This window comes from Streptomyces cavernae (assembly GCF_004023625.1).
Lineage (GTDB): Bacteria > Actinomycetota > Actinomycetes > Streptomycetales > Streptomycetaceae > Streptomyces > Streptomyces cavernae.
On record NZ_RPDJ01000023.1, the window covers coordinates 45,823 to 65,713 of the forward strand.

20 protein-coding genes are annotated in these 19,891 nt (G+C 70.8%); 9 read left to right on the forward strand and 11 right to left on the reverse strand.

Annotated elements, in window-relative coordinates:
- Nucleotides 1-46: 46 nt before the first annotated feature.
- From EF387_RS29790 to sigJ, 4 genes are all read right to left on the reverse strand, one after another.
- Nucleotides 47-1,720: a vWA domain-containing protein gene (locus EF387_RS29790; protein WP_128379733.1), complete on the reverse strand. Its 1,674-nt coding sequence runs from the start codon at nucleotides 1,718-1,720 to the stop codon at nucleotides 47-49.
- A gap of 64 nt (nucleotides 1,721-1,784) precedes the next feature.
- Nucleotides 1,785-3,014, reverse strand: coding sequence for an AAA family ATPase (locus EF387_RS29795; protein WP_128379887.1), 1,230 nt, complete (start codon nucleotides 3,012-3,014; stop codon nucleotides 1,785-1,787).
- Nucleotides 3,015-3,180: 166 nt separating this feature from the next.
- Nucleotides 3,181-4,416: an NAD(P)/FAD-dependent oxidoreductase gene (locus tag EF387_RS29800; RefSeq protein ID WP_128379734.1), complete on the reverse strand. Its 1,236-nt coding sequence runs from the start codon at nucleotides 4,414-4,416 to the stop codon at nucleotides 3,181-3,183.
- 101 nt (nucleotides 4,417-4,517) lie between these two features.
- Entirely contained in the window at nucleotides 4,518-5,462 is a 945-nt protein-coding gene (gene sigJ / locus EF387_RS29805; RefSeq protein WP_128379735.1) for an RNA polymerase sigma factor SigJ, read from the reverse strand.
- Nucleotides 5,463-5,507: 45 nt separating this feature from the next.
- Here sigJ and EF387_RS49485 point away from each other — a divergent pair, with 45 nt between their 5' ends.
- From EF387_RS49485 to EF387_RS29830, 6 genes are all read left to right on the forward strand, one after another.
- Nucleotides 5,508-5,639 (forward strand): hypothetical protein, encoded by a 132-nt coding sequence (locus tag EF387_RS49485; RefSeq protein ID WP_274388962.1) that lies wholly within the window; start codon nucleotides 5,508-5,510, stop codon nucleotides 5,637-5,639.
- Nucleotides 5,636-5,899, forward strand: coding sequence for a DUF7660 family protein (locus EF387_RS29810; protein ID WP_128379736.1), 264 nt, complete (start codon nucleotides 5,636-5,638; stop codon nucleotides 5,897-5,899). The genes EF387_RS49485 and EF387_RS29810 overlap by 4 nt, the downstream gene beginning before the upstream one ends.
- 567 nt (nucleotides 5,900-6,466) lie before the next feature.
- A complete protein-coding gene (locus EF387_RS29815; RefSeq protein WP_128379737.1) occupies nucleotides 6,467-8,566 on the forward strand; it encodes a bifunctional polysaccharide deacetylase/glycosyltransferase family 2 protein in 2,100 nt (699 codons plus the stop codon).
- 14 nt (nucleotides 8,567-8,580) lie between these two features.
- Nucleotides 8,581-9,861: an LCP family protein gene (locus EF387_RS29820; RefSeq protein WP_128379738.1), complete on the forward strand. Its 1,281-nt coding sequence runs from the start codon at nucleotides 8,581-8,583 to the stop codon at nucleotides 9,859-9,861.
- Between the two features lie 145 nt (nucleotides 9,862-10,006).
- Nucleotides 10,007-10,198 carry a putative ATP-grasp-modified RiPP gene (tgmA, locus tag EF387_RS29825; RefSeq protein WP_128379739.1) on the forward strand — a complete coding sequence of 64 codons (192 nt, stop codon included), beginning with the start codon at nucleotides 10,007-10,009 and terminating at the stop codon, nucleotides 10,196-10,198.
- Between the two features lie 15 nt (nucleotides 10,199-10,213).
- A complete protein-coding gene (locus EF387_RS29830; protein ID WP_128379740.1) occupies nucleotides 10,214-11,188 on the forward strand; it encodes an MvdC/MvdD family ATP grasp protein in 975 nt (324 codons plus the stop codon).
- A 54-nt stretch (nucleotides 11,189-11,242) separates the two neighbouring features.
- Here EF387_RS29830 and EF387_RS29835 read toward each other — a convergent pair whose 3' ends face one another.
- The 4 genes from EF387_RS29835 to EF387_RS29850 all read right to left on the reverse strand — a co-directional run bounded on the left by EF387_RS29835 (nucleotide 11,243) and on the right by EF387_RS29850 (nucleotide 15,427).
- Nucleotides 11,243-12,046 (reverse strand): SGNH/GDSL hydrolase family protein, encoded by an 804-nt coding sequence (locus tag EF387_RS29835; RefSeq protein WP_128379741.1) that lies wholly within the window; start codon nucleotides 12,044-12,046, stop codon nucleotides 11,243-11,245.
- A 462-nt stretch (nucleotides 12,047-12,508) separates the two neighbouring features.
- Nucleotides 12,509-13,456, reverse strand: a complete 948-nt coding sequence (locus EF387_RS29840) for a hypothetical protein (protein ID WP_128379742.1) — start codon at nucleotides 13,454-13,456, stop codon at nucleotides 12,509-12,511.
- Between the two features lie 166 nt (nucleotides 13,457-13,622).
- Nucleotides 13,623-14,792, reverse strand: a complete 1,170-nt coding sequence (locus EF387_RS29845; RefSeq protein ID WP_128379743.1) for a CU044_5270 family protein — start codon at nucleotides 14,790-14,792, stop codon at nucleotides 13,623-13,625.
- Entirely contained in the window at nucleotides 14,789-15,427 is a 639-nt protein-coding gene (locus EF387_RS29850; RefSeq protein WP_128379744.1) for an RNA polymerase sigma factor, read from the reverse strand. The genes EF387_RS29845 and EF387_RS29850 overlap by 4 nt, the downstream gene beginning before the upstream one ends.
- Before the next feature lie 201 nt (nucleotides 15,428-15,628).
- Here EF387_RS29850 and EF387_RS29855 point away from each other — a divergent pair, with 201 nt between their 5' ends.
- Both EF387_RS29855 and EF387_RS29860 read left to right on the forward strand, forming a co-directional pair.
- Nucleotides 15,629-15,976 (forward strand): DUF1330 domain-containing protein, encoded by a 348-nt coding sequence (locus tag EF387_RS29855; RefSeq protein ID WP_128379745.1) that lies wholly within the window; start codon nucleotides 15,629-15,631, stop codon nucleotides 15,974-15,976.
- Between the two features lie 112 nt (nucleotides 15,977-16,088).
- Entirely contained in the window at nucleotides 16,089-16,460 is a 372-nt protein-coding gene (locus EF387_RS29860) for a hypothetical protein (protein ID WP_128379746.1), read from the forward strand.
- 15 nt (nucleotides 16,461-16,475) lie between these two features.
- Here the strand turns inward: EF387_RS29860 and EF387_RS29865 are convergent, their stop codons facing one another.
- Nucleotides 16,476-17,063, reverse strand: coding sequence for a TIGR03086 family metal-binding protein (locus EF387_RS29865; protein ID WP_238431798.1), 588 nt, complete (start codon nucleotides 17,061-17,063; stop codon nucleotides 16,476-16,478).
- A 264-nt stretch (nucleotides 17,064-17,327) separates the two neighbouring features.
- Between EF387_RS29865 and EF387_RS49780 the strand changes: the two genes are divergently transcribed.
- Nucleotides 17,328-18,050, forward strand: a complete 723-nt coding sequence (locus EF387_RS49780; protein WP_338058139.1) for a helix-turn-helix domain-containing protein — start codon at nucleotides 17,328-17,330, stop codon at nucleotides 18,048-18,050.
- Nucleotides 18,051-18,057: 7 nt separating this feature from the next.
- On the opposite strand, the gene EF387_RS29875 is transcribed toward EF387_RS49780, so the two are convergent.
- Both EF387_RS29875 and prcB read right to left on the reverse strand, forming a co-directional pair.
- Complete coding sequence (locus EF387_RS29875) at nucleotides 18,058-18,588, reverse strand: peptidoglycan-binding domain-containing protein (RefSeq protein ID WP_128379748.1); 531 nt, start codon at nucleotides 18,586-18,588, stop codon at nucleotides 18,058-18,060.
- A 428-nt stretch (nucleotides 18,589-19,016) separates the two neighbouring features.
- The gene (prcB, locus tag EF387_RS29880) at nucleotides 19,017-19,862 is read right to left on the reverse strand and encodes a proteasome subunit beta (protein WP_128379749.1); all 846 of its coding nucleotides are present in this window, start codon (nucleotides 19,860-19,862) and stop codon (nucleotides 19,017-19,019) included.
- Between the last annotated feature and the right edge of the window lie 29 nt (nucleotides 19,863-19,891).

The window sequence follows — 19,891 nt, forward strand, 5'->3', positions numbered from 1 at the left end:
GTGACGGTGACGGCGATGGCGGTTGCGGCTCGGCGGGAAGGCCGGGTCAGATCACGCGGAAGAGGTCGGCGGCTGTGTGGACGTCGGTGAGGTCCTCGACGGAGCGCAGGTTGTCGCACAGGGCGTCCAGTACCGAATCGGCCTCGGCGACGCGCGGGGCGCCGATGGCCAGGCCGAACACGCGGAAGCCCAGCCGGTGCTTGGCGTCGTTCCAGCCGCGCATCCATTCCTCCGTGACGCCGCAGTCGTCGTCCGTGAGCATCACGATGTCGCCGCGTGTGCGGGCGGTGTCGTTGAACTCCTCCTCCAGCAGTTCGCCGGCCGCGGTCAGCGGCCTCTGGTAGCTGGTGCCGCCGCCGAGGAAGGTCTCCGCGAAGTCGATGACCCGGGCTATGCCGGCGGGCCGGTCGGCCGGGAAGCGGAAGACCTGGAGCTTGTCGGCGGCGGAGAACAGGATGCCGACGAAATCGCGCCCCGCGTGGCGGGCCTGATCCAGCAGCGCCAGCGCACACGCCTTGGCCCACGCCTCCCGGGTGATCCCGCCGGGCCCCGCCTCGTACATGGAGTGCGAGGTGTCGACGCACGCGATGATGGCGCCCCGGCCGGTGGTCTGCTCTCCCTGGCTGTCGTAGAGCATCAGCTCCCCGGCGGCGTAGCGCGCGGCGAACACCGCACGCAGCTCGGGCACGCCGAGGCCGGCCAGCTCGGAGGGGATCACGCGGGAGAGGTCATCGCCGAGTGTGACGCCGACCAGTTCCCCGGCGGTGTTCTCCACTTTGCGGGCGCGTTCACCGTCGGCCATCTGCCGGAAGCGGCCGATCAGCTCGGCCCACTGCGCGAGACGGCCGGTGCGCAGCCGCTCGGCGAGCCGGGCACGCCGGTCGTACGGCATCCGCTCCAACTCGCCGGGGCCGACGCCCCACGCCCGCATCAGCGCCGTCTCCTCGCGTACTGCCGCGGCGGCCTTCGCCGCCGCGGTCCGCGCGGTGGCACGGATACCGGGGGTCGCCGCCGCGAGGGCCTGCGCGGCGGTCTGTGCGGCCTGCCGCGCGGCGGCCTCGGCGGCGTCGGCGGCCTCGATCGCGTGATGGACGGCGTCGGCGGCCGGGGCCGGTACGGTACCGCCCCCGTCGGACCAGTCCCCCTCGTCGGCGGCCTGCTGGAGCGCCTCGCCCACGGCGGTCGCCGCGCCTTCGGCGGCTCGCTGAGCATTCTTCGCCTGCTCGGCCTGTTCCTGTGCCTGCCGGGAGTGCTCCAGCATCCGGCGCAGCGCGGTGGCCTGGGCGAGCACGGCCATGGCGGCGGCGTAGGGGTCGCCGGCCGTATCCCGGCGCAGCTCGGCGGAGTCCGGTGACTCCACCAGTGACGCGATGACCTGGTGGTTGACCAGCCGGGACGGGTCCATCTCCGCGCGCTCGCGCAACCGCGGGCGGGCCTTGTAGGCGGCCAGGAACGCGTCGGTCAGGAGGTCGGTGGTGTGGTCGTGGCGTCGGCTCAGCTCCTCGGCCAGCTCGCGCAGTCCGGCGGACTGCGCGTAGGTGTCGCGCCATGTGATCCGGTCGAACCGGTCCGCGACCACGGCCGTGGTGTGCCGCTCGGGGGCGGCGGTGGACAGGCCCAGCCACTTCCCGGCCCGGCTCGTCAGCTCGTCGAGCTTGATCGGTGTCTCCTCCACGGTCCTGCTCAGTGCCTCCACCTGGTCCTGATCCCTTGGTCTCATCCCCTGGTCCTGATCCCCTGGTCGTGATCCCTTGGACGTGGTCCCTGGTCCTGATCCCCTGTGTTCAAAGCTGCGCGGCCTGCACCATGCTCGCGTCCACGCCGAGGGCCTCGGTGAGAACGCGGGCGCGGACGGCGCGTTGGCGGCCGGCGATCCGGTCGATGGCGGCGGTGGAGCGGCCGGCGCCCGCCGCCTCCTCACGCAGCTTCTCCAGCCGCTTCCCCGCCATGGCGAGCTTGTTGTGGGCGTTCTTGATGACCCACTCGCTCAGTGCCTCCCGGGACTGCCCGGCCATGGCGTCGAGCTGGGTCTCCAACTCCTCGATCGTGTCCGCGAGTTCGAGCGCCTCCTTGGCGTCCGGGTTGATCAGTTGCAGCACTTCGCGCTCGACGGTCGGGCGTTCGGCGGGGGAGTTCCACAGCACGTGAGTCAGCACCGAAAGGTCGGTCTCGGCGACCGCCGGACGGCCGTCGAGGTATGCGGACGCCTGGAGCAGGCCCACCGCCTGCCGCCAGCGGCGGTCGGAGGCGACGAGCTCCTTGCGGCGCAGGGCGGCCCGCAGCGTGCACACCGCGTCCACGATCACGTCGGGGACATCCACGGCCGGGACGGTTTCGGTGACGGCGTGCCGCAACGCGGCCAGCTCGATGGTCGTGCGAGTCGGGGCCACCGGGCGGCTGACGGCGGAGCGGACCAGCGCGGCGAAGTTCGAGGGGTCTTCCAGGTATCCGACCTCGATCCGTACCAGCAACCGGTCGTAGATCGCGGCCGAATCCTCTCCGTCGGGCAGTTCGTTGCTCGCCGTGATGGCCCCGATCAGGGGGCAGCGGATCGGCTCGCCGCCGTTCTCGGGATGGTAGATCCGCTCGTTGAGGTAGCCCAACGTCTCGTTCAGCGCCGCCGTGGAGCACTTGAAGATCTCGTCGATGAACGCGACGTGCGCGGTCGTGGCGCGGCCGTCGTAGACCTGGCGGTACTCACCCCGGGCCAGCGCGGCGACGTCGATGGGACCGAACATCCTCGTCGGCGCGGTGAATTTCGACAGGAGGATCTCCCAGTAGGCCGCCCCGGCGATCCTGCCGGTGAGTTCGCGGGCCATCTCGGACTTCGCCGTGCCGGGCGGGCCGAGCACTAACGAGTGCTGTCCGGCCATCAGTGTCACCACCAGTGTCCGCACCACGTCATCCCGCTCGTAGAAACGGTCCGACAGCTCGTCGCTGATCGCCCGCAGTCTCCTGGCCGTGTCCTGCGCGTCCTGTCCGTCCAGTGCGTCCTGTGCGTCCTGTGCGTCCATGGTCAACTCCTTGCGCTCCACGCCCTGATGGGCTGACGAGACGGCCGATTGCCCGAGCAGGACAATCTTCCAGTACGGCACCTCGCGCAGGTCGGCGATCGTGGTCACGTAGACCGATGACGAAGCGGGCGCCCTCGTGTCGAGGGCGCCCGTTCCGCTGTGCGAGTCAGGCCGGCGCCTTGACCGCCGAACTCGGCGAGTCCGCTGAGCCCGCTGAGCCCGCCTGGGCCGGCACCCGCACGACGCGGCGGCGCCGGACAGGTATCCCGAACGTCGGGTTGGCTACGCCCCAGGCCGCGCCTTTGCAGACCAGCTCCTTGTAGACGGCGGCGAACCGTCCTGTCAGGGCCGCGCGGACGGCACGGTCGTCGGCGGTGACGTACTGGATCAGGCCTTCCTTGCGGCCCAGCGAGATGCACTGGTTGAAGTAGCGGAGGGGCACGTTCGGGAGCTTGCCGCCGGTCAGGCGGGCCGCGATGGCTTCGGCGGCCTGCCAGGCCATGGGGGTGCCCGAGGCGCACGACATCCGCAGGGGCTTGTCGCCGGGGCCCGTCGCCATGGCCGTGTCGCCGATGGCGTACACGTCCGGGTGCGAGACCGAGCGCATGGTCCCGTCGACCACGATCTGGCCGGTCTCGGCGACCTCCAGGGTGGTGGCCTCGGCGATCGGGTGGACGGCGAAGCCGGTGGTCCACACGGTGACCGCGGCGGGGATCGTGCTGCCTTCGGCGGTGGTGACGCGGTCGGTCTCGACGGCGGTGACGGCGGTGTGCTCGTGCACGGTGATGCCGAGCCTGTCGAAGACCTTCCGCAGGTGCCGGCGGCCCTTGGGGGAGAGCCAGTCACCGAGACCGCCGCGGACGGCGAGGGCCACGTCGAGGTCCGGGCGGGCCTCGGCGATCTCGGTCGCGGCCTCAATGCCGGTGAGGCCGCCGCCGACCACCAGCACGGGCTGTCCGGCGTCCAGGCGGGCCAGGCGCTCGCGCAGCCGGAGCGCTCCGGGGCGGCCGGCGATCTCGTGGGCGTACTCGGCGGTGCCGGGGACGCCCTGGTCGTTCCAGCCGCTGCCGAGGGCGTACACGAGGGTGTCGTACTCCAGCTCCTCCTCCAGGCCCTCGGCGCCGTGCGCGCCGACGACGGCGACGGTCTTGCGGTCGACGTCGACGCCGGTGACCTTCGCCAGCTTCAGTTCGACACCGGTGCCCGCGAACATCTCACTGAAGGGCCGGGACCTGAGCTCCTGGCCGACCGCGAGCTGGTGCATCCGGACGCGCTCGACGAAGTCGGGCTCGGCGTTGACGAGGGTGATGGCGACGTCTTCGCGGTGCAGCCGCCTGGCGAGGCGCCCGGCGGCGACGGCTCCGGTGTAGCCGGCTCCGAGGACGATGATGCGGTGCTGCATGTCTCGCTCCTGTCTTCAGCGGGTTCGCCCCTTGAACCGGGCGGTCCGCCGTTTCCTGACAGGTGAGCGATGTGAAGCACGTCACATCGGGGTCGGCAGGGTCAGAAGGCGTGGAGCAGGGGGTCGCCGTGGTCGGCTGTCGCCCACCGCTCGGTCGCGCGTTCGAGCTTGTCGGGGTTGACCTGGTTGCGGAACGCGGCGATGCCCTCCTCGGTGATCTCCAGGCACATGACGCCGATGACCCGGCCGTCCAGGACCGCCACGATGGCGGGGTCGCCGTTGGCGGTCGTGGCGTAGATCTCGGGCGATCCGCCGGCCAGGTCGCGCTTGGCCTTGCTGGGCTTGAACAGGCCCCGCATGAACTTCGCGACCGCGAGGGCGCCCTCGAACGCCTTGGCGCGGGCCGGGACCTTCCCGCCGCCGTCGCCGATGGAGACGGCGTCCTGGGTGAGCAACCGCACGAGAGGCTCGGTCCGGCCGCTGGTGGCCGCCGCGAGGAACTCGTCGATGACCCGCCGGGCGGCGGCCTCGTCGATCTCGGTGCGGGCCTTGCCGGCCGCGACGTGCTTCTTGGCGCGGTGGAAGATCTGCTGGCTGGCGGCCTCGGTGATGTCGAGGATCTCGGCGATCTCCCGGTGTGGGTAGTCGAAGGCCTCCTTCAGCACGTACACGGCCCGCTCGTTGGGAGAGAGGCGCTCCAGCAGCGCGAGGACCGCGTACGAGACCGATTCGCGCTGTTCGGCGGTGTCGGCGGGGCCGAGCATCGGGTCTCCGGCGAGGAGCGGCTCGGGGAGCCATTGGCCCACATAGGTCTCGCGCCGCGCGCGGGCCGAGGTGAGCTGGTTGAGGCACAGGTTGGTGAGAACCTTCGTCAGCCAGGCCTCGGGGACCTCGATGTGGTCGACGTCGGCGGCCTGCCAGCGCAGGAACGTCTCCTGCACGGCGTCCTCCGCCTCGCTCGCCGAGCCGAGGAGGCGGTAGGCGATGGCTTCCATACGGGGCCTGGATGCCTCGAACCGGTCCACGTCGTCCATGGTCAGGGCCATGACCCGGATCCTAACTCGCGCGGCGCACGACGGCCGCTGCATAGTGTGGACCTCCCCGTCAACGTCGTGAAGGCGACGCCGCGCGAGGTGGAGCGGGAGCGCGGCGGCCCCAACGGATACAGGACGACGGAGATCCGGGACGGCCTGGAGATCTTCGTACGAGAAGGAAAGGGATGACACCCGTGGACGAGTGGCCGGAGGCCGACCGCTTCAACAGCCGTCAGGACGTGATCGACCTCATCGCGTCGGCGCGCGCCGACCTGGCGGAACACCCGGAGCACTGGAACAACAGTGACCTCGACTCGTTCCTGGAGGCCTGGGGGGCGTTCCTCAACGGGCTCCAGTACGAGTACGCCAACCGCAATGTCGAGGAACCGGCCCAGCCGGACTGGCAGTTGGTGGCCCGCATGATCATCGCCGCTCGCTCCTACGAGTAGCGAAACCACTGAGGGTCCTTGCGATGTGCCCGCGCAGTGCAAGGACATGACTGGCCCGGGTCGCCGCACCCTGACCCACCGGGCGATGGCTGAAAACCATCGGTGAAGTGAGGTTGTGACCGCAGAGGTTCCGCTCCGGAAAGGGCGGTACAGGGACAGACTTCACCGCAGCCCACTACTCCAGCGCACCGGCAGGGCTTGGTGTCACAGTCCCCGTGGTGCGATGGCCGCCCTATCGTTTCGGACACATCAGCGGTACGGGCCGTGGCTACACTCGCCGCCCATGCAAGAGCTCGACCGGAAGAAGAAACCGCGGAAAACCCATGCCCGTTGGGCGGGCGCCGACGCCCCCGACCAGCGCGGCGAGCCCGTGGGGCCCAGGACCGCCCGCGCTGTCCGTACCGCCGGGCCGACGCCCTCCGACGCTCCGTGTGGCGTTGCTCGCAGACCCGGACCGAGCTGGAAGTGGGACCCGGTCATACACCGGACGGCGGCCGCCGTCATCGCCGACTCCCGTCCAACGGCCCCCAACCCGACTGTGATTAACGTCATGCCCGGGATGGCGGCGTGAGCCGCGCGGCAGGACGCCGGCACGCCCGCTCCCGCGATCCCCGCGGGCACTGGCTGCTGCTGGCGCTGATCCTGCCCGTGGTCTTCGCCGCCCTGCTCTTCGAGGGCTGGACGACCCACGCGGTGGACACCGCCAAGACGCGGCGCCCGTGCACCAGACCCGTGCCCGCGGCGGTGGACGAGAGCGGCCCCGTCCTGCGTCGTGTCAACGGGGACCGGGTGTCCTCCGAGGTGGTGCCCGCGCGCACCGTCGCCCTCACCTTCGACGGCGGACCCGATCCCGTCTGGACCCCCCGCCTGCTCGATCTGCTGCGCAGGCACCACGCGCACGCCACCTTCTTCGTGTTCGGCGCCCAGGCGGCACGCCATCCGGAGCTGATCCGCCGGATCCTCGACGAGGGCCACGAAATCGGCTCCAACACCTACACGGGAGCCGACCTCGGCTCCTCGTCGAGCGTCCGTGCCGCGATGGAACTGACGCTCACCCAGAAGACGCTCGCGGGTTCGGCGGGCATCCGCACCAACCTGTTGCGGATGCCCATGACCACCCAGGTGGACACCCTCTGCGGCGCCGAGTGGAAGGCGGCCCGGAGCGCCTCCGCGGACGGCTATGTGCTGGTCGCCGCCGACCGGCCGGACCGTGATCCGGTGCACGGTCTGGTCCGGCAGTTCAGCCAGACGGAACTGGCGTACCAGGAGACGAAGAAGCTGCTCGGCGACCCGCACGCCGACCGGTTCACCACCGTGACGGACGCGGTCGGCATGCCCTCCGCCGAAACCCGGGTGTCCACCGCCGAACGGTGGCAGGGCAGGGCTGTGAACTGGACCGTGAGGGCCGGTCACACGTTCACGCACGCCATGACCTGGGTGCTGGGCGTGGCGGGCACGCTGGGCCTGCTGCGGCTGATGATGCTGACCTTCTTCGCCCGTGCCCATGTCCGGCGCCTCACCCGCCTCCGCCCCGGCGCGCCCTGGCTGCGGGAGGTCAACGCACCGGTGACGGTGCTCGTGCCCGCCTTCAACGAGGAGGCCGGCATCGAGTCCACCGTCCATTCGCTGCTCGCCTCGACGCACCCGTACCTCGAGGTCATCGTCATCGACGACGGCTCGACGGATCAGACGGCGGACCTCGCCACCTGGATCAACGACCCCCGCATACGGGTCATCCGGCAGCCCAACTCGGGCAAGGCGGCCGCCCTCAACACCGGTCTGGCCAACGCGTCGTACGACATCGTGGTGATGGTCGACGCCGACACGGTCTTCGAGACCGACACCCTGCACCGGCTCATCCAGCCCCTCGCGCATCCGGCCGTCGGCGCCGTCAGCGGCAATACCAAGGTCGGCAACCGGCGCGGGCTGCTCGGCAGATGGCAGCACCTGGAGTACGTCTTCGGCTTCAACCTCGACCGGCGGATGTTCGAGGTGCTGGAGTGCATGCCGACGGTTCCGGGAGCCATCGGGGCCTTCCGCCGGGACGCGCTCATGGGCGTCGGCGGGGTCAGTGAGGACACCCTCGCCGAGGACACCGACCTCACGATGGCCCTCTGGCGGGCCGGCTGGCGGGTGGTCTACGAGGAGTCGGCCGTCGCCTGGACCGAAGTTCCGGCGTCCTTGCGGCAGTTGTGGCGTCAGCGTTACCGCTGGTGCTACGGCACGCTCCAGGCGATGTGGAAGCACCGCCGAGCAGTCGTCGAACTGGGTCCGGCGGGACGCTTCGCCCGCCGCGGGCTGTCCTATCTGACCCTGTTCCAAGTGGTCCTGCCGTTGCTCGCGCCGGTCGTCGACCTCTTCGCCCTGTACGGGCTGCTCTTCGCCGATTCCGTGCTGTCGACGGGCGTGTGGCTCGGTTTCCTCACCGCTCAACTTGTCTGCGCGGGTTACGCGTTGAGGCTCGACGGGGAACGCCTGCGGGCCCTGTGGTCCATGCCGCTGCAGCTGTTCGTCTACCGGCAGCTGATGTACCTGGTCGTCATCCAGTCCGTGGTCGCCCTCGTGCTCGGCACCCGGCTGAAGTGGCACCGCATGCACCGATCCGGCACGGCGGCCACCGAGCAGCTCAGGCAGCCGGTCACCGCGCGACAACTGTCATCGAGGTGAGGGTGGTTCAGCCCATGGGCAGTCGGCCGGACGCATGGCTCGACACCAGCCGGCAGCACGGCGACGGGAAGACACCGGGGGCTCTGGTGATCACGGGCCAAGTGTGGCACCGCGGCACCCCCTGGCCGCAACAGGCGCCCGCAGGACCGTACGGCGGCGGCAATCCAGAACCGCACGGCAGCCGCACCGTCGAACCGTACGGCAGCCGCACCGTCGAACCGTACGGCGGCAGCGGTGCCGGCGGACACCTCCGGCACAACGGCGGCGGCCCCCGCCGCCCTGGCACCAGGCCTCCCCGGGTGCGCCCGAGCCGACTCCGGCGGATCCTCTGCCTGTCGGCGTTCCTGCTCTGCGCACTGCTGGTCACCGCTGCCGGCACTTACGCGTGGGCCTACTACAGGCTCGACAGGGCGGTGGACCTGGGCTGGTCTGCGGACCGTCCGCCGGACGGGAGGGGCACCACGTACCTCGTCGTGGGCTCGGACACTCGCGACGGGCTGTCCGAGCAGGCAAGGAAGGACCTGCACACCGGCTCGGCCGGAGGCGGCCGCACCGACTCGATGATGCTCCTGCACACCGGCGCGCACGGCACCACCATGGTGAGCCTGCCGCGCGATTCCTGGGTGACTGTCCCGTCGTACCTCGATCCGGAGACCGGCAAGCGGCACCGCGCGTCGAAGAACAAGCTGAACGCGGCCTACTCCCTCGGCGGTCCCCGGCTGCTCGTCCGGACCATCGAGCTGAACACCGGCGTACGTGTCGACCACTACGCGGAGATCGGCTTCGCGGGGTTCGTCGGCGTCGTGGACGCGGTCGGCGGCGTGGAGATGTGCCTCGACCGGGACATCAGGGACCCGAAGTCCGGAGCGAACCTGAAGAAGGGCTGTCACGATCTCAACGGCATCGAGGCGCTGGCCTTCGTCCGTCAGCGGCACCAGGAGGCGCAGGGCGACCTGGGGCGCTCCAGGAACCAGCGGAAGTTCCTCTCCGCCCTGGCCCACAAGGCCGCCTCACCGCGCACCGCCCTCGATCCGTTCCGGGTCTGCCCCGCCCTCAGCGCGACGCTGGACACCCTCGTCGTGGACAAGGACATGGAGCCGTCGACCCTCGTGTCGCTGTTCCGGGCGATGAGAGCCGTCTCGGGCGGCAACGGCAAACAGCTCGGCGTCCCCGTGTCGGACCGCGCCCTCAGCACGCCCCGGGGCAGCGCCGTGCGGTGGGACACGGCGGAGGCGGAGAAGCTCTTCACCGAGCTGGCGAACGACCGGCCGGTGAGCCTTCACGAGGAGGGCTGACCGGCCGGCCGGCGGGAGTCCCCGGAGGGCGCTCAGTGACATTGCCGATGCCTGATCCGATGTGTGACATGTGGGGTTGGTGATGCAGGGGTGCAGAAACGGCAGGAACTGTGACACAGGCAACGTCTGATCTTGGAGGCTTCGAGTGCGACCGTTCACCCTCAACTACACCCTGCCCAAGGCGCTTCCGCCCGTGGTGATGTCCTACAGCTTCGACGAGTCCCGTCAGCTGAACGTTCTTCCCGACGGCCGCCCGGCCGTCAGTGACCCCGAGCTCCTCCTGATGGTCGGGACGACGACGTCCACCGCCGGTTCCCAGACGCACTTCGACGACTGAACGACCGGTGACCGAATGACCGTACTGATCCTCACGTCCGAGGAGGACGTGACCGCCGACATGGTGGTGGCCCAGCTGCACGCCACGGGGACACCGATGATGCGGCTGGACCCCGCCGACCTGCCGGGCAAGGCCGTGCTGTCCGCGGAGTACACGCACGGCGGCTTCGACGGCCGGCTGTCGGTCAACGGGCACGTGGTCAGTCTGGGAGGCCTTCGCTCCGTCTGGGTGCGCAGGCCCGGCGAACCGGCCGCGCACGCGGCCCACCCCTCACCATGGCTGACCGCCGAGACGCGGCAGGCGCTGTTCGGTGTGCTCCACTCGGCCTCGACACGATGGATGAACCATCCGCGCAACGCCGATCAGGCCCGTCTGAAGCCATGGCAGTTGAGGGTCGCTCACCTCAGCGGTTTCGCCGTCCCGCCAACCGTCTTCACCACCTCGCCACGGCTGGCACAGCAGTTCGCCGAGGAGCACCGGGACGTGGTGGTGAAGTCCGCTTCCGGACCGCCGCCAGGTGACCCCGCCCTGGCCCTGCCCACCACCCTGATCGGCCCGGACGCGGACTTCTCCGACGTCGCGGCCGGTCCTGCGCTGCTGCAGCGGTACATACCCAAGCGCGCCGACATTCGGCTGACCTGTGTCGGTGCCCGGCTGTTCGCCGCGCGGAAGACGGCGGAGCCCGGCCAGGTCGACGGCCGCTACGGCGACACCGGGCACTCGTGGCAGGGGATCCCGGTTCCCGAACGCATCGGCAGGTCGGTGCACGACTACGTCGACCGTGCCGGACTGGCCTACGCGGCCTTCGACTTCGCCGAGGACGAGGACGGGCACTGGTGGTTCCTCGAGTGCAACCAGGGCGGCCAGTTCGGCTTCGTCGAGTTGGAGACCGGGCAGCCGATCTCCGAGGCGGTCGCCCTGTGGCTTTCCCGGCGCGAGGACGTCGGTGACCGGCGGTGTCACCGGCCACGGCGAAGAAGCGGGGTCTGAGCCGCACCGCCCGACGGCCGGGACGGGTGCCCCGGCCGTCGAGGGGTCAGGGCGTCAGCCCCAGACGCTGCTGAGCTTGGCGGCGTAGCCCTTCGTGTGGCCCGCCGTGTTGGGGTGGAAGATCGAGGTCGGGTCGGCCAGGTTGACCCCGTTGATCCACGGGTCGGAGCCGCACGCCTCGTGCCCGCTGAACTGCTGGCGCATGTCGATGAAGTAGACGCTCGCGGCGACCGACGCCGCCCGGGCGCCCTCCGCCAGGGCGTCGGCCATTCCGTTCATGGCGGTGCGCTTGGCGGCGCTGAGGTCGATGGCGCCGCACGATCCGGTCGAGGAGAGCGTCCGCGGGTAGCCGAGCACCAGGACCAGGGCCCGTGGCGCGCGGGCCTTGATGTCCTTGTACAGCTCGGTGAGCTGCGTCATCAGCCGGTTCTTGGCGTAGTCCGACATGTAGGCCGTGGCGGACGCGCAGGCGGAGTCGTTCTTGGTGAGGCACAGCTCAACCACCGGCGCGAACTGGGCGTCGTTGCCGCCCACCGTGAGGGTGACGAGGGAGGTCTTCTCGCTCAGGGCGGACAGCTGGTTGTTCCGCACGTCCGCGATGGTCGCTCCGCTACAAGTGACGTCCTTCAACGTGTACGTGGGGTGAGTGGCCGCGTACTGGCGCGGATAGCTGTTCGGGCTCCGCAGACAGGCACCGCTGGAGGGGTCGTAGGGGGCCGAGCCGACCCCGGAGGCGTACGAATCGCCGAGCGCGACGTACTCCGCTCCTGTTGCCGCCTGGGCGGGGGCGCTGGCCGCGGCCCCCATACCGGCGAATGCCATCACGGCAGCGACGACAGCCGACGTCAATTTACGCATGAGTTCCTTCTGGGGGGTGGGGCCTGAATCGTGGATCGAAGCTGTTCACCGAACGTTGGGTGAAGCTCGTTCGGCGGGCGCCTGCCGAGTGGTTCCGGCGGTTCCGGAGACCCGGCAGGCACACACAGAGAGTGGTCGAAGACGGTCTTGGTTCCGTGGGAGGACCGACCACTCCGGCCGCGCATCAGCGACCCGGCCACCTGCTGCCCTCGCCGCTGCGGCAGTCGCCCCGATCACCGCCGGAACACGCCCTTTCGGGCGGCATCCGCGTACCTGGCCGGCGCGGGCGCCTGGTTCAGGCGGACACGGGCGGCCCCGCTGACTGCGCCCAGCAGCAGTTCCGCGGCCACCGTCGCCCCGTCGGAAGGGCCGGGAGCACCCGAGTGCGGGTCTCCCGGCCGCTCTCTTCGCCGTCGGCCCGGCGTCCCGGGAGCGCGGAGACCGGATGCCGCTCCGCAGCCGTCAGTTTCCGACGCGCTGCTGCCAGTTGCCGAAGGACTCCAGCGGATCGCCGTTCTCGAGGGCCCAGGGATACATCGTGACCAGGCCCCCGATCGCCCGGAACACCTCACCGGCCTGCGCGCCCCGCCGCGACTGGACGAGCGCGTACGCCAGCAGGTTGAGATCGGCCACGGCCGCGGCGTGGTTCAGATAGCCGGGACGGGGCCAGTCGGCCAGTGCGCGCCCCAGCGCTGCCTCGGCGTCCGGGCGGCTCCACAGATGGATCGCGGTGAGGGCCTCGAGCCCGCCCTGATCGACCGTGTCGTGGTAGAGGTCGATCAGGGCCGCTATCTCCAGGCCCGCCGTCGGAGCGGTGGGCGCCGCCCCCGCACGCACCCGGTCGAGGAAGTCGACCGTCTGCCCGTGCGAGCCGCACTCCCATGGGGACAGATAGCCGAGCATCTGGAAATGGGCTTCTCGGTGCCACGGATCACGCCTGACGATCTCCTCCCACAGGGGGAAGACCTCCGTGCCCGGTCGTCGCCACAGCCGCAGCAGACCGAGGCGCACCACCCAGGGGTTGGGGTCCTCCGGCCGCAGTCCGGCAGCCCGTGCGCAGGCGTCGAGGGCCTCCCGGGTCTCGGCCGGGTCCGGGTGTTCCGCGAACCGCGCGCGCAGCATGACGCCCCAGGCGTACAGCAACTGTGCGTCCGCGTCCTTGGGCTGCTCCTCGGCCCAGGAGCGCTGGAGACCCGGTGAGGTCGACTCCGCGAGGACGCTCGTCCTGTGGGCCCTGCGGTCCCAGTCCCGGCCGGTTTCCCGCAACAGCTGCTCGATCATGGCCACGGCGAGACTGCGGCCACCGGAGGCCCTCTCCCCGACAAGGCGCTTGCGCACCTTGCCGAGGTCGGTGTCGTCGAGTTCGGGGGCGAGCCTGGTGGTGGTCCGCCGGCGACCGAGAAGAGCCATGCCCGGAGAGTAGCGAATTTTAGCCGGACAGTAATGGGTCGAGCTGGATGAATGTTGATCCGATATCCAGAGCACCATGGCTCTCTACGGCATCCAGAGCATCCACGGCTCTCTACGGCGTGCCGAGGAACCCTCTACGGCGTGCTGGGAGACCGGACCACCCGGCTCATGCCGAGGAGGGCGTCGCCCTCGTCGACGTGGGTTCCTCGCCGTGCCGGTCGACGACTGCGCGCTGCATGACGGCGTCGATTCCGAACAGCGTGTCGGGCCTGGCGCCCTTCCTCTTGTCCTTGGTGATGTACGAGCGTGAGCCGAGATAGGCCAGGCTCTTCCTGTCGAAGATCCATTCGTCCCGCGTCGCGGAGGCGGCGTCCTCGCGGGTGATGCCGATGCCATGACGGCCGGCGGCGTCGACGGCGTCGGCGATCTCGGTGACCCCGGGAATCCTCGCGACCGCCTTGTAGAGGGCGGCAGCATTCGCGGGCGGCATGACCGTTTCGCGCAGCAGGTCGCCGATCTTCCCGTAGACGGCCTGGTCCTTCGACTCGCCCTCGTCGACCGTGGTCCGGGCGTAGAGCAGCCGGAGCAGGTCGTCGGGGTCGGTGGGCAGGGAGGACAGCCACTCGTACGTGGGTCGGTCGATGCCCGCCGGGACGGCGTCGGCGGAATCGACGGGGACCTCCTGGCCGGGCATCACGGCGCCCTTGCCGGATTCCCGGATCCATCCGATGCCGGCGGAGACGGGCGTCGAGACCTGCGACATCCAGACTTCCCGCGTGTGCAGGGGGCCGAGCTGTACGGGGCCGTCGAAGGTGCCCTGATTCATGCGGGTCAGACTCCTGACGTACACGAACTGGTCGTCCTTCACCGGTTTCGTGTCGGTCGCCATGGCCGCCGCGGCGATACGGCCGAGCGTGACGGACGCGCTGTTCACCCCGGAGGCTCCGGTCGCGGCTCCGGTCGAGGTCCCGGTCGAGGTCCCGGTCGCTGGAGCCGAGCTGTGGCCGTCGAGGGAGTACGTGACGGCCAGCGCCCCGGCCAGTGCCGCGGACGCGACGGGCAGCCACACGGCCGGGCGCGGGAGCCGGACGCGGCGCGGCGCGGGTGCCTCCAGGGTGGGGGAGGAGGGCATTGGGGAGACGGCTGGGGAGGTCGCTTGGGCGGGGGTTCGGGCGGGGGTTTGGGCGGGGGCGCAGTCACGGTCGATCTGCTGCATCAGGACATCCTTGAAGTGGAGGTGACGGCTCGGCGGGAGGTCCCATTCGGCCGGAGCCGCCAGCAACTCCTCGGCCTCGCTCGGGCCACGGCCGGCGCTGGGCAGCTTGTCGGCGTTCATCCGGTTTCCTCCTGCAGAAACATGGCCGCGAGCGCGGCCTCACCTTCTACCGCTCCGCGAGCGTCACGCGGTTCCGGCTTTTCCCGGCCTGGGCGAGTGGCCCGGGCGGGCCGGCCGGAGCTGAGCCGGGCCAGCCGGGCGCGGGCGCGGGACAGCCGGGAACGCACGGTGCCGACCGGGATACCGAGGGCCTCGGCGGCCTGCTGGTAGTCCAGCCCGGCGGCCACGCACAGGGCGAGCACCTCCCGGTCCTGGCGGCGCAGCCTGCCCAGCGCGTCGTGGACCACCGCCAGGCGGCGGGCGTCGTCGATGCGGCCGGCCGTCTCGTCCGCGAAGTCCTCGACCGGCGGCGGGCCCGGGTAACGGGCCAGGAAGGCGAGCCGGCGGCGCAGACCACGGTTGGAGTTGCGCGCCTTGTGCGTGGTGATGCCGAGCAGCCACGGTCTGAGTGATCCGCCCTCCGGCTCCACCGTCTCCCGGGTGCGCCAGGCGGCGAGGAAGGTCTCGGACATGGCCTCCTCGGCCTCCGACCAGTCACCGGTCAGCCGCAGGGCATGGTTGTAGACGGCCCGCGCGTGCTGCTCGTACAGCTCCGCGAACGCCGCACGGTCCCCCGCCCGTATGCGCGCGCGCACCGGCTCTGCTCGTTCTGTTTGCCTCACACCTGCTACTCCCCGCGGGGCGCAGGAGGTTCCTGTGCCCTGTGTCACACCGCTCTCGACCGGCGGTGATTACCTGTCAGGTCATCGACTCCCCCCAAAACCCCATGTCACGATCGTCGCCGTACGGAGCCCGACCGACGACCGACCGACAGACGGACCGACCGGAAGGACACCATGCCCGCCTACGCCATAGCCCACCTCCAGGAAGCCGCTCCGCACCCGGACATCGCCGAGTACATGGAGCGGATCCCCGCCACCTTCGAGCCGTACGGCGGCCGCTTCCTCGTGCACGTCGCACAGCACGAGGTGAAGGAGGGCAGCTGGCCCGGACACGTCGTGGTGATCGGCTTCCCCGGGATCACCGAGGCGCGGAATTGGTGGGACTCACCCGCGTACCAGGAGATCGCGCCGCTGCGCTCGCGGCACATCGAGGGCGACATCATCCTCGTCGAAGGCGTTCCGCAGGACTACGACCCGGCTGCAACCGCAAAGGCGATGCGGGAGGCCCTGCCCTCCGATTGACTTCCGCTCGGCCCACCCAGGAGGGAGGCCTGACCCGCCCCACGATAGGCTCACCGCCGATCTGGATCGGGGCAGGCCGGCGCAGGCCTCGGATTCGCAAGGGGGAAGGGCCGTGGAGCTCACCGTTCACTGGTCGGATCTGTGGACTCCCGCTGTCCTGATGGCCCTGAGCTTCGTCCTCAGCCGGTGGACGGGTCGGTGGCGGCGCAGGCGGCAGAGCGCGGCGGTGCGGTCGCGCGCGCGGACCCACTGGGAATGGCTGCCGTTCATGTTCGGGCTGGTGGCGGCGATCGCGGAGCTGGCGCGCCTCCTCGAGGTGCCCGACACCTGGCTGCCGGTCGCCGACGCGGCTGCCCGGGTGTTCGCCATCACCACGGTCTTCATGGTCGCCCGGGCGGTGTTCCTCCTCTTCATGCGTGGCACCCGGCTCCTGTTCCGGCACGCTCGCCACGGCGGCCCTGGCGGAGCGGAGAGCGGTGGCTGACGGAGGACGGGGCCATCACACGGGGGGTTGCCAGGACGGGTTTCGGCCCGCCAATCCCAGGGTGCGGTCGAACAGGGGCGCGGTGGGGGGCACGGTGACCTCGGGGCCGAACACCCCGTACTGCCTGGCCATCTCGGCCTTTGCGGCCACGGCCTCGTGGAGCACCGCCGCGAGTTCGTCGTCCACGGTCAGCTTCTGCCCGGTCGCCACGGCCAGGTCCCAGCCGTGCAGCAGCCACTCGCCCAGCACGATCCCGCCGACGAAGCGGGCCTGGAGCGGGCCGCCGCCGGTCAGAGTGGTCTCGCCGGTCCACGCCCCCGGTTCGCTCCAGACGGCGGCGGTCGCCGCCGACCGGGCGGCATAGGCCTCGGCCCAGTCCGGCTCGGCGGTGAAGTCGTGCCCCTCCGCCACCTCCTCCGGCCCGGCCGATGCGGGCTGCTTGAGGCCCGCGGCGTATCCCCGTACGCCGGTCCACAGGATCAGATGGTTCACCAGCGCCCTGACGTCCATTTCCGGACACGGTGTACGCCCGTCCAGCTCTTCCGGCCCGATCCCGCGCACGACCTCCACGGCCGCCGCCGAAGCCCGGGTCATCACGGACATCGGTTCCACGTCGTCGTCCCTTCCCCGGCTCTGATTCCTACGAGGGCACCGTAGGCAGAACGGCGTCGACGCGTATTGAACAAACACGACACCCGGAGCGAGTCTGCCCGCTGACCTGCACCGTGCGTACCGCGTCTGCGGGTTGTGACGTAGCACCCGACGGCGTTCGGTATGTCCGGCAAATCGAACATGCCGGGTTCGCGTCACGGTCCGCTCCCCTGCGTCGAGGATGGGTCGGACGCGGTCGTCGGAAGGGGGAGCGACGTGGGGGACCGTGCTGTGGGGGAGTGGGCGCCGCTGCCCGAGGGCCTGGGGCGGGAGGCCCGGGCGCTGGCGGAGCACTGCCGGCTCCTCAAGGAGCGTACGGGGCTGAGTCTGGCCGCTCTCGCGGACCGGACGCACTACTCCAAGTCCTCCTGGCAACGCTGCCTCAACGGCCGCCAGATACCGCCCCGTTCGGCGCTGCGGTCGCTCGCGGACGCGGCCGGGGCCGATGCCGGGCGGCTGCTGAGCCTGCGCGAGGCGGTCCTGCGGGCCGGGCACCGGGCGCATCGGCCCAGGTCAGAACCACCGCGGGCGCGGTGGGGTACCGGGGAGGATGTTCCCGAGTACACCGATCCCCCGCCCGCGGTTGCTGATGTGCCCCCTGTGAGGGATGTGCCTCATGGGCCCGATGGGCCGAACGTGGTGGTTGTGCACATGCCGGATGCGCAGAACGCATCTGCGGTGCCGAACGTCCCTGAGGTGTCGTGCGTCCCACCCGGGACTGGTGGATTCGACATGCCCGCCCGGCCCGACGTGTCCGGCGGCCCCGCCCTGGGTGAGACCGACGCGACCGCCACCCCGTTCGGGGCGGCGGTGCGCCGTTGGCGGTTCCTGTCCGTCGTGTTCCTGGCGGTGCTCCTCACCGTCGCCACCGCCTGTCTCGTCACCCTCGTCCTCGACCAGGAGGACAGCGGGTGCTCACCCGTGACGAAGACGGACTGACGGCGTGTCAGTAGGTGGCGGGCACCCAGGAGCCGTCGTAGTGGACGTAGTAGACGTCCTGGGCCACGCCTCCGACCGTGAGGCGCTTGAAGCGTGCGTCCTCGGACGTGCCGTCGTAGCCGACGGTGCCGCGCTTGCCCACGGTGCCGAGGCTGTTGTCCGCCACCGCGAAGGAGCGGGGGTCGGCCTTGCCGGTCTCGCGTACGCCGTTGGCCTTCTGCCAGTAGGCCGTGGCGGATACGGTGCGGCGGTTGAACTCACCGCTGATGTCCTCTTCGGTGAACGCGCGCCAGGTGTTCCCGTCCTTCCACTTGGCGCCGTCGGCCCACAGGACGGTCTGCCAGAGGGCGACGGCGTGGCTCTCGTCGCCGCGCTGCAGGGTCCCCTCGTCGCCCCAGTCGTTGCGGGTGCTGCCGGTGCCGTCGACGAGACCGCTGTCCTCCGACGCGGATGCCGTGCCGGTAGCGGCGAATCCCCCGAGGACGGCGCCCCCGGCCAGAACCGTCGCCATCGCTGCCTTGCGGATGTGCTTGCGCATTTTTCTCTTTCCTCCCCGGACCGCTCGCTCAGCTGATCCCCGTGATCCCCCGGTGCGGCCCGTGGTCTGTGTTGGTGCCGACAGCAATGACGCCGCAAGAACCCCCGTCCCGTCTCGCCGGATGGGCGGAGCCGGGACGAAACGGGACGCCCCGCCCGCCGGCCTGTGACGACCCACAGCACCTGGGGGGACGCAACGGGACGGACCGGAGGCGGGTCGGGACGGAGAGGGACGAGGAGCGGCGATCCGGAGAGCAGGAAGCGGCTTGGAGGGGAGGAGGCGGCTTGGAGGTGAGGAAGCGGCCGCGAGGAAGCAAGCGGCCGCGAGGGCCGCAAGGGCCGCGAGGGAGGAAAGGGAGGGAGGAAGGGGCCGCGGGATGGAAGCGGCCCGAGGGAGGAAGCGGCGCGAGGCCCGCCCCACCGTCTTCCTCAGAGCATCGGAGCCCGTGGCCCGTCCGGTTCGGTCAGTCGGCGGTCGATGACCGTGCGGGCGATGTCGGCGACCTCGTCCGCGTCGAGACGGCGATAGCCCTCCTCGGTGACCAGGGTGACCAGGGGGAAGAGCCGACGGGTGAGGTCCGGGCCGCCGGTGGCGGAGTCGTCGTCGGCGGCGTCGTACAACGCCTGGACCACCGCCGTGACCACCTCCCGTTCCGGCAGCCCCGGCCGGTAGAGCTTCTTGAGTGAGCCGCGGGCGTAGACCGAGCCCGAGCCGGTGGCCGCGAAGGACTGCTCCTCGGTGCGCCCGCCCGTGATGTCGTACGAGAAGATGCGCCCCTTGCCCCGGTCCAGGTCGTAGCCGGCGAAGAGCGGGACCACGGAGAGGCCCTGCATCGCCATGCCGAGGTTTCCGCGGATCATCGTGGTGAGGCGGTTCGCCTTGCCGTCGAGGGAGAGCGGGGTGCCCTCGACCTTCTCGTAGTGCTCCAGCTCAAGTTGGAGCAGCCGGACCATCTCGACGGCGAATCCCACCGTCCCGGCGATGGCGACCGCGGAGTACTCGTCCGCCGGGAACACCTTGTCGCACTCGCGGTGCGCGATGACGTTCCCCATCGTGACCCGCCGGTCGCCCGCGACCAGCACGCCGTCCTCGTAGGTCGCCGCTATCACCGTTGTCCCGTGCGGCGCCTCGAACGACCCTTCCACGGGCGGGAGCCGGCGCCTCGCCGGCAGCAGGTCGGGGGCCTGGTCCGCCAGGAAGTCGAGGAACGAGGACGAGCCGGCGGTGAGGAAGGCGGCCGGCAGTCCGCCCGTGTTGTGCGCCTCGGATTTCATGCAATTCCCTTCTGTCGCGGGCCGGTTGG

Coding starts and splice junctions, on each gene's coding strand:
- EF387_RS29790 (WP_128379733.1), bottom strand. CDS start 1,720: ATGAGACCAAGGGATCAGGACCAGGTGGAGGCACTGAGCAGGACCGTG.
- EF387_RS29795 (WP_128379887.1), bottom strand. CDS start 3,014: ATGGACGCACAGGACGCACAGGACGCACTGGACGGACAGGACGCGCAG.
- EF387_RS29800 (WP_128379734.1), bottom strand. CDS start 4,416: ATGCAGCACCGCATCATCGTCCTCGGAGCCGGCTACACCGGAGCCGTC.
- sigJ (WP_128379735.1), bottom strand. CDS start 5,462: ATGGCCCTGACCATGGACGACGTGGACCGGTTCGAGGCATCCAGGCCC.
- EF387_RS29810 (WP_128379736.1), top strand. CDS start 5,636: ATGACACCCGTGGACGAGTGGCCGGAGGCCGACCGCTTCAACAGCCGT.
- EF387_RS29820 (WP_128379738.1), top strand. CDS start 8,581: ATGGGCAGTCGGCCGGACGCATGGCTCGACACCAGCCGGCAGCACGGC.
- EF387_RS29830 (WP_128379740.1), top strand. CDS start 10,214: ATGACCGTACTGATCCTCACGTCCGAGGAGGACGTGACCGCCGACATG.
- EF387_RS29835 (WP_128379741.1), bottom strand. CDS start 12,046: ATGCGTAAATTGACGTCGGCTGTCGTCGCTGCCGTGATGGCATTCGCC.
- EF387_RS29840 (WP_128379742.1), bottom strand. CDS start 13,456: ATGGCTCTTCTCGGTCGCCGGCGGACCACCACCAGGCTCGCCCCCGAA.
- EF387_RS29845 (WP_128379743.1), bottom strand. CDS start 14,792: ATGAACGCCGACAAGCTGCCCAGCGCCGGCCGTGGCCCGAGCGAGGCC.
- EF387_RS29855 (WP_128379745.1), top strand. CDS start 15,629: ATGCCCGCCTACGCCATAGCCCACCTCCAGGAAGCCGCTCCGCACCCG.
- EF387_RS29865 (WP_238431798.1), bottom strand. CDS start 17,063: ATGTCCGTGATGACCCGGGCTTCGGCGGCGGCCGTGGAGGTCGTGCGC.
- EF387_RS29875 (WP_128379748.1), bottom strand. CDS start 18,588: ATGCGCAAGCACATCCGCAAGGCAGCGATGGCGACGGTTCTGGCCGGG.
- prcB (WP_128379749.1), bottom strand. CDS start 19,862: ATGAAATCCGAGGCGCACAACACGGGCGGACTGCCGGCCGCCTTCCTC.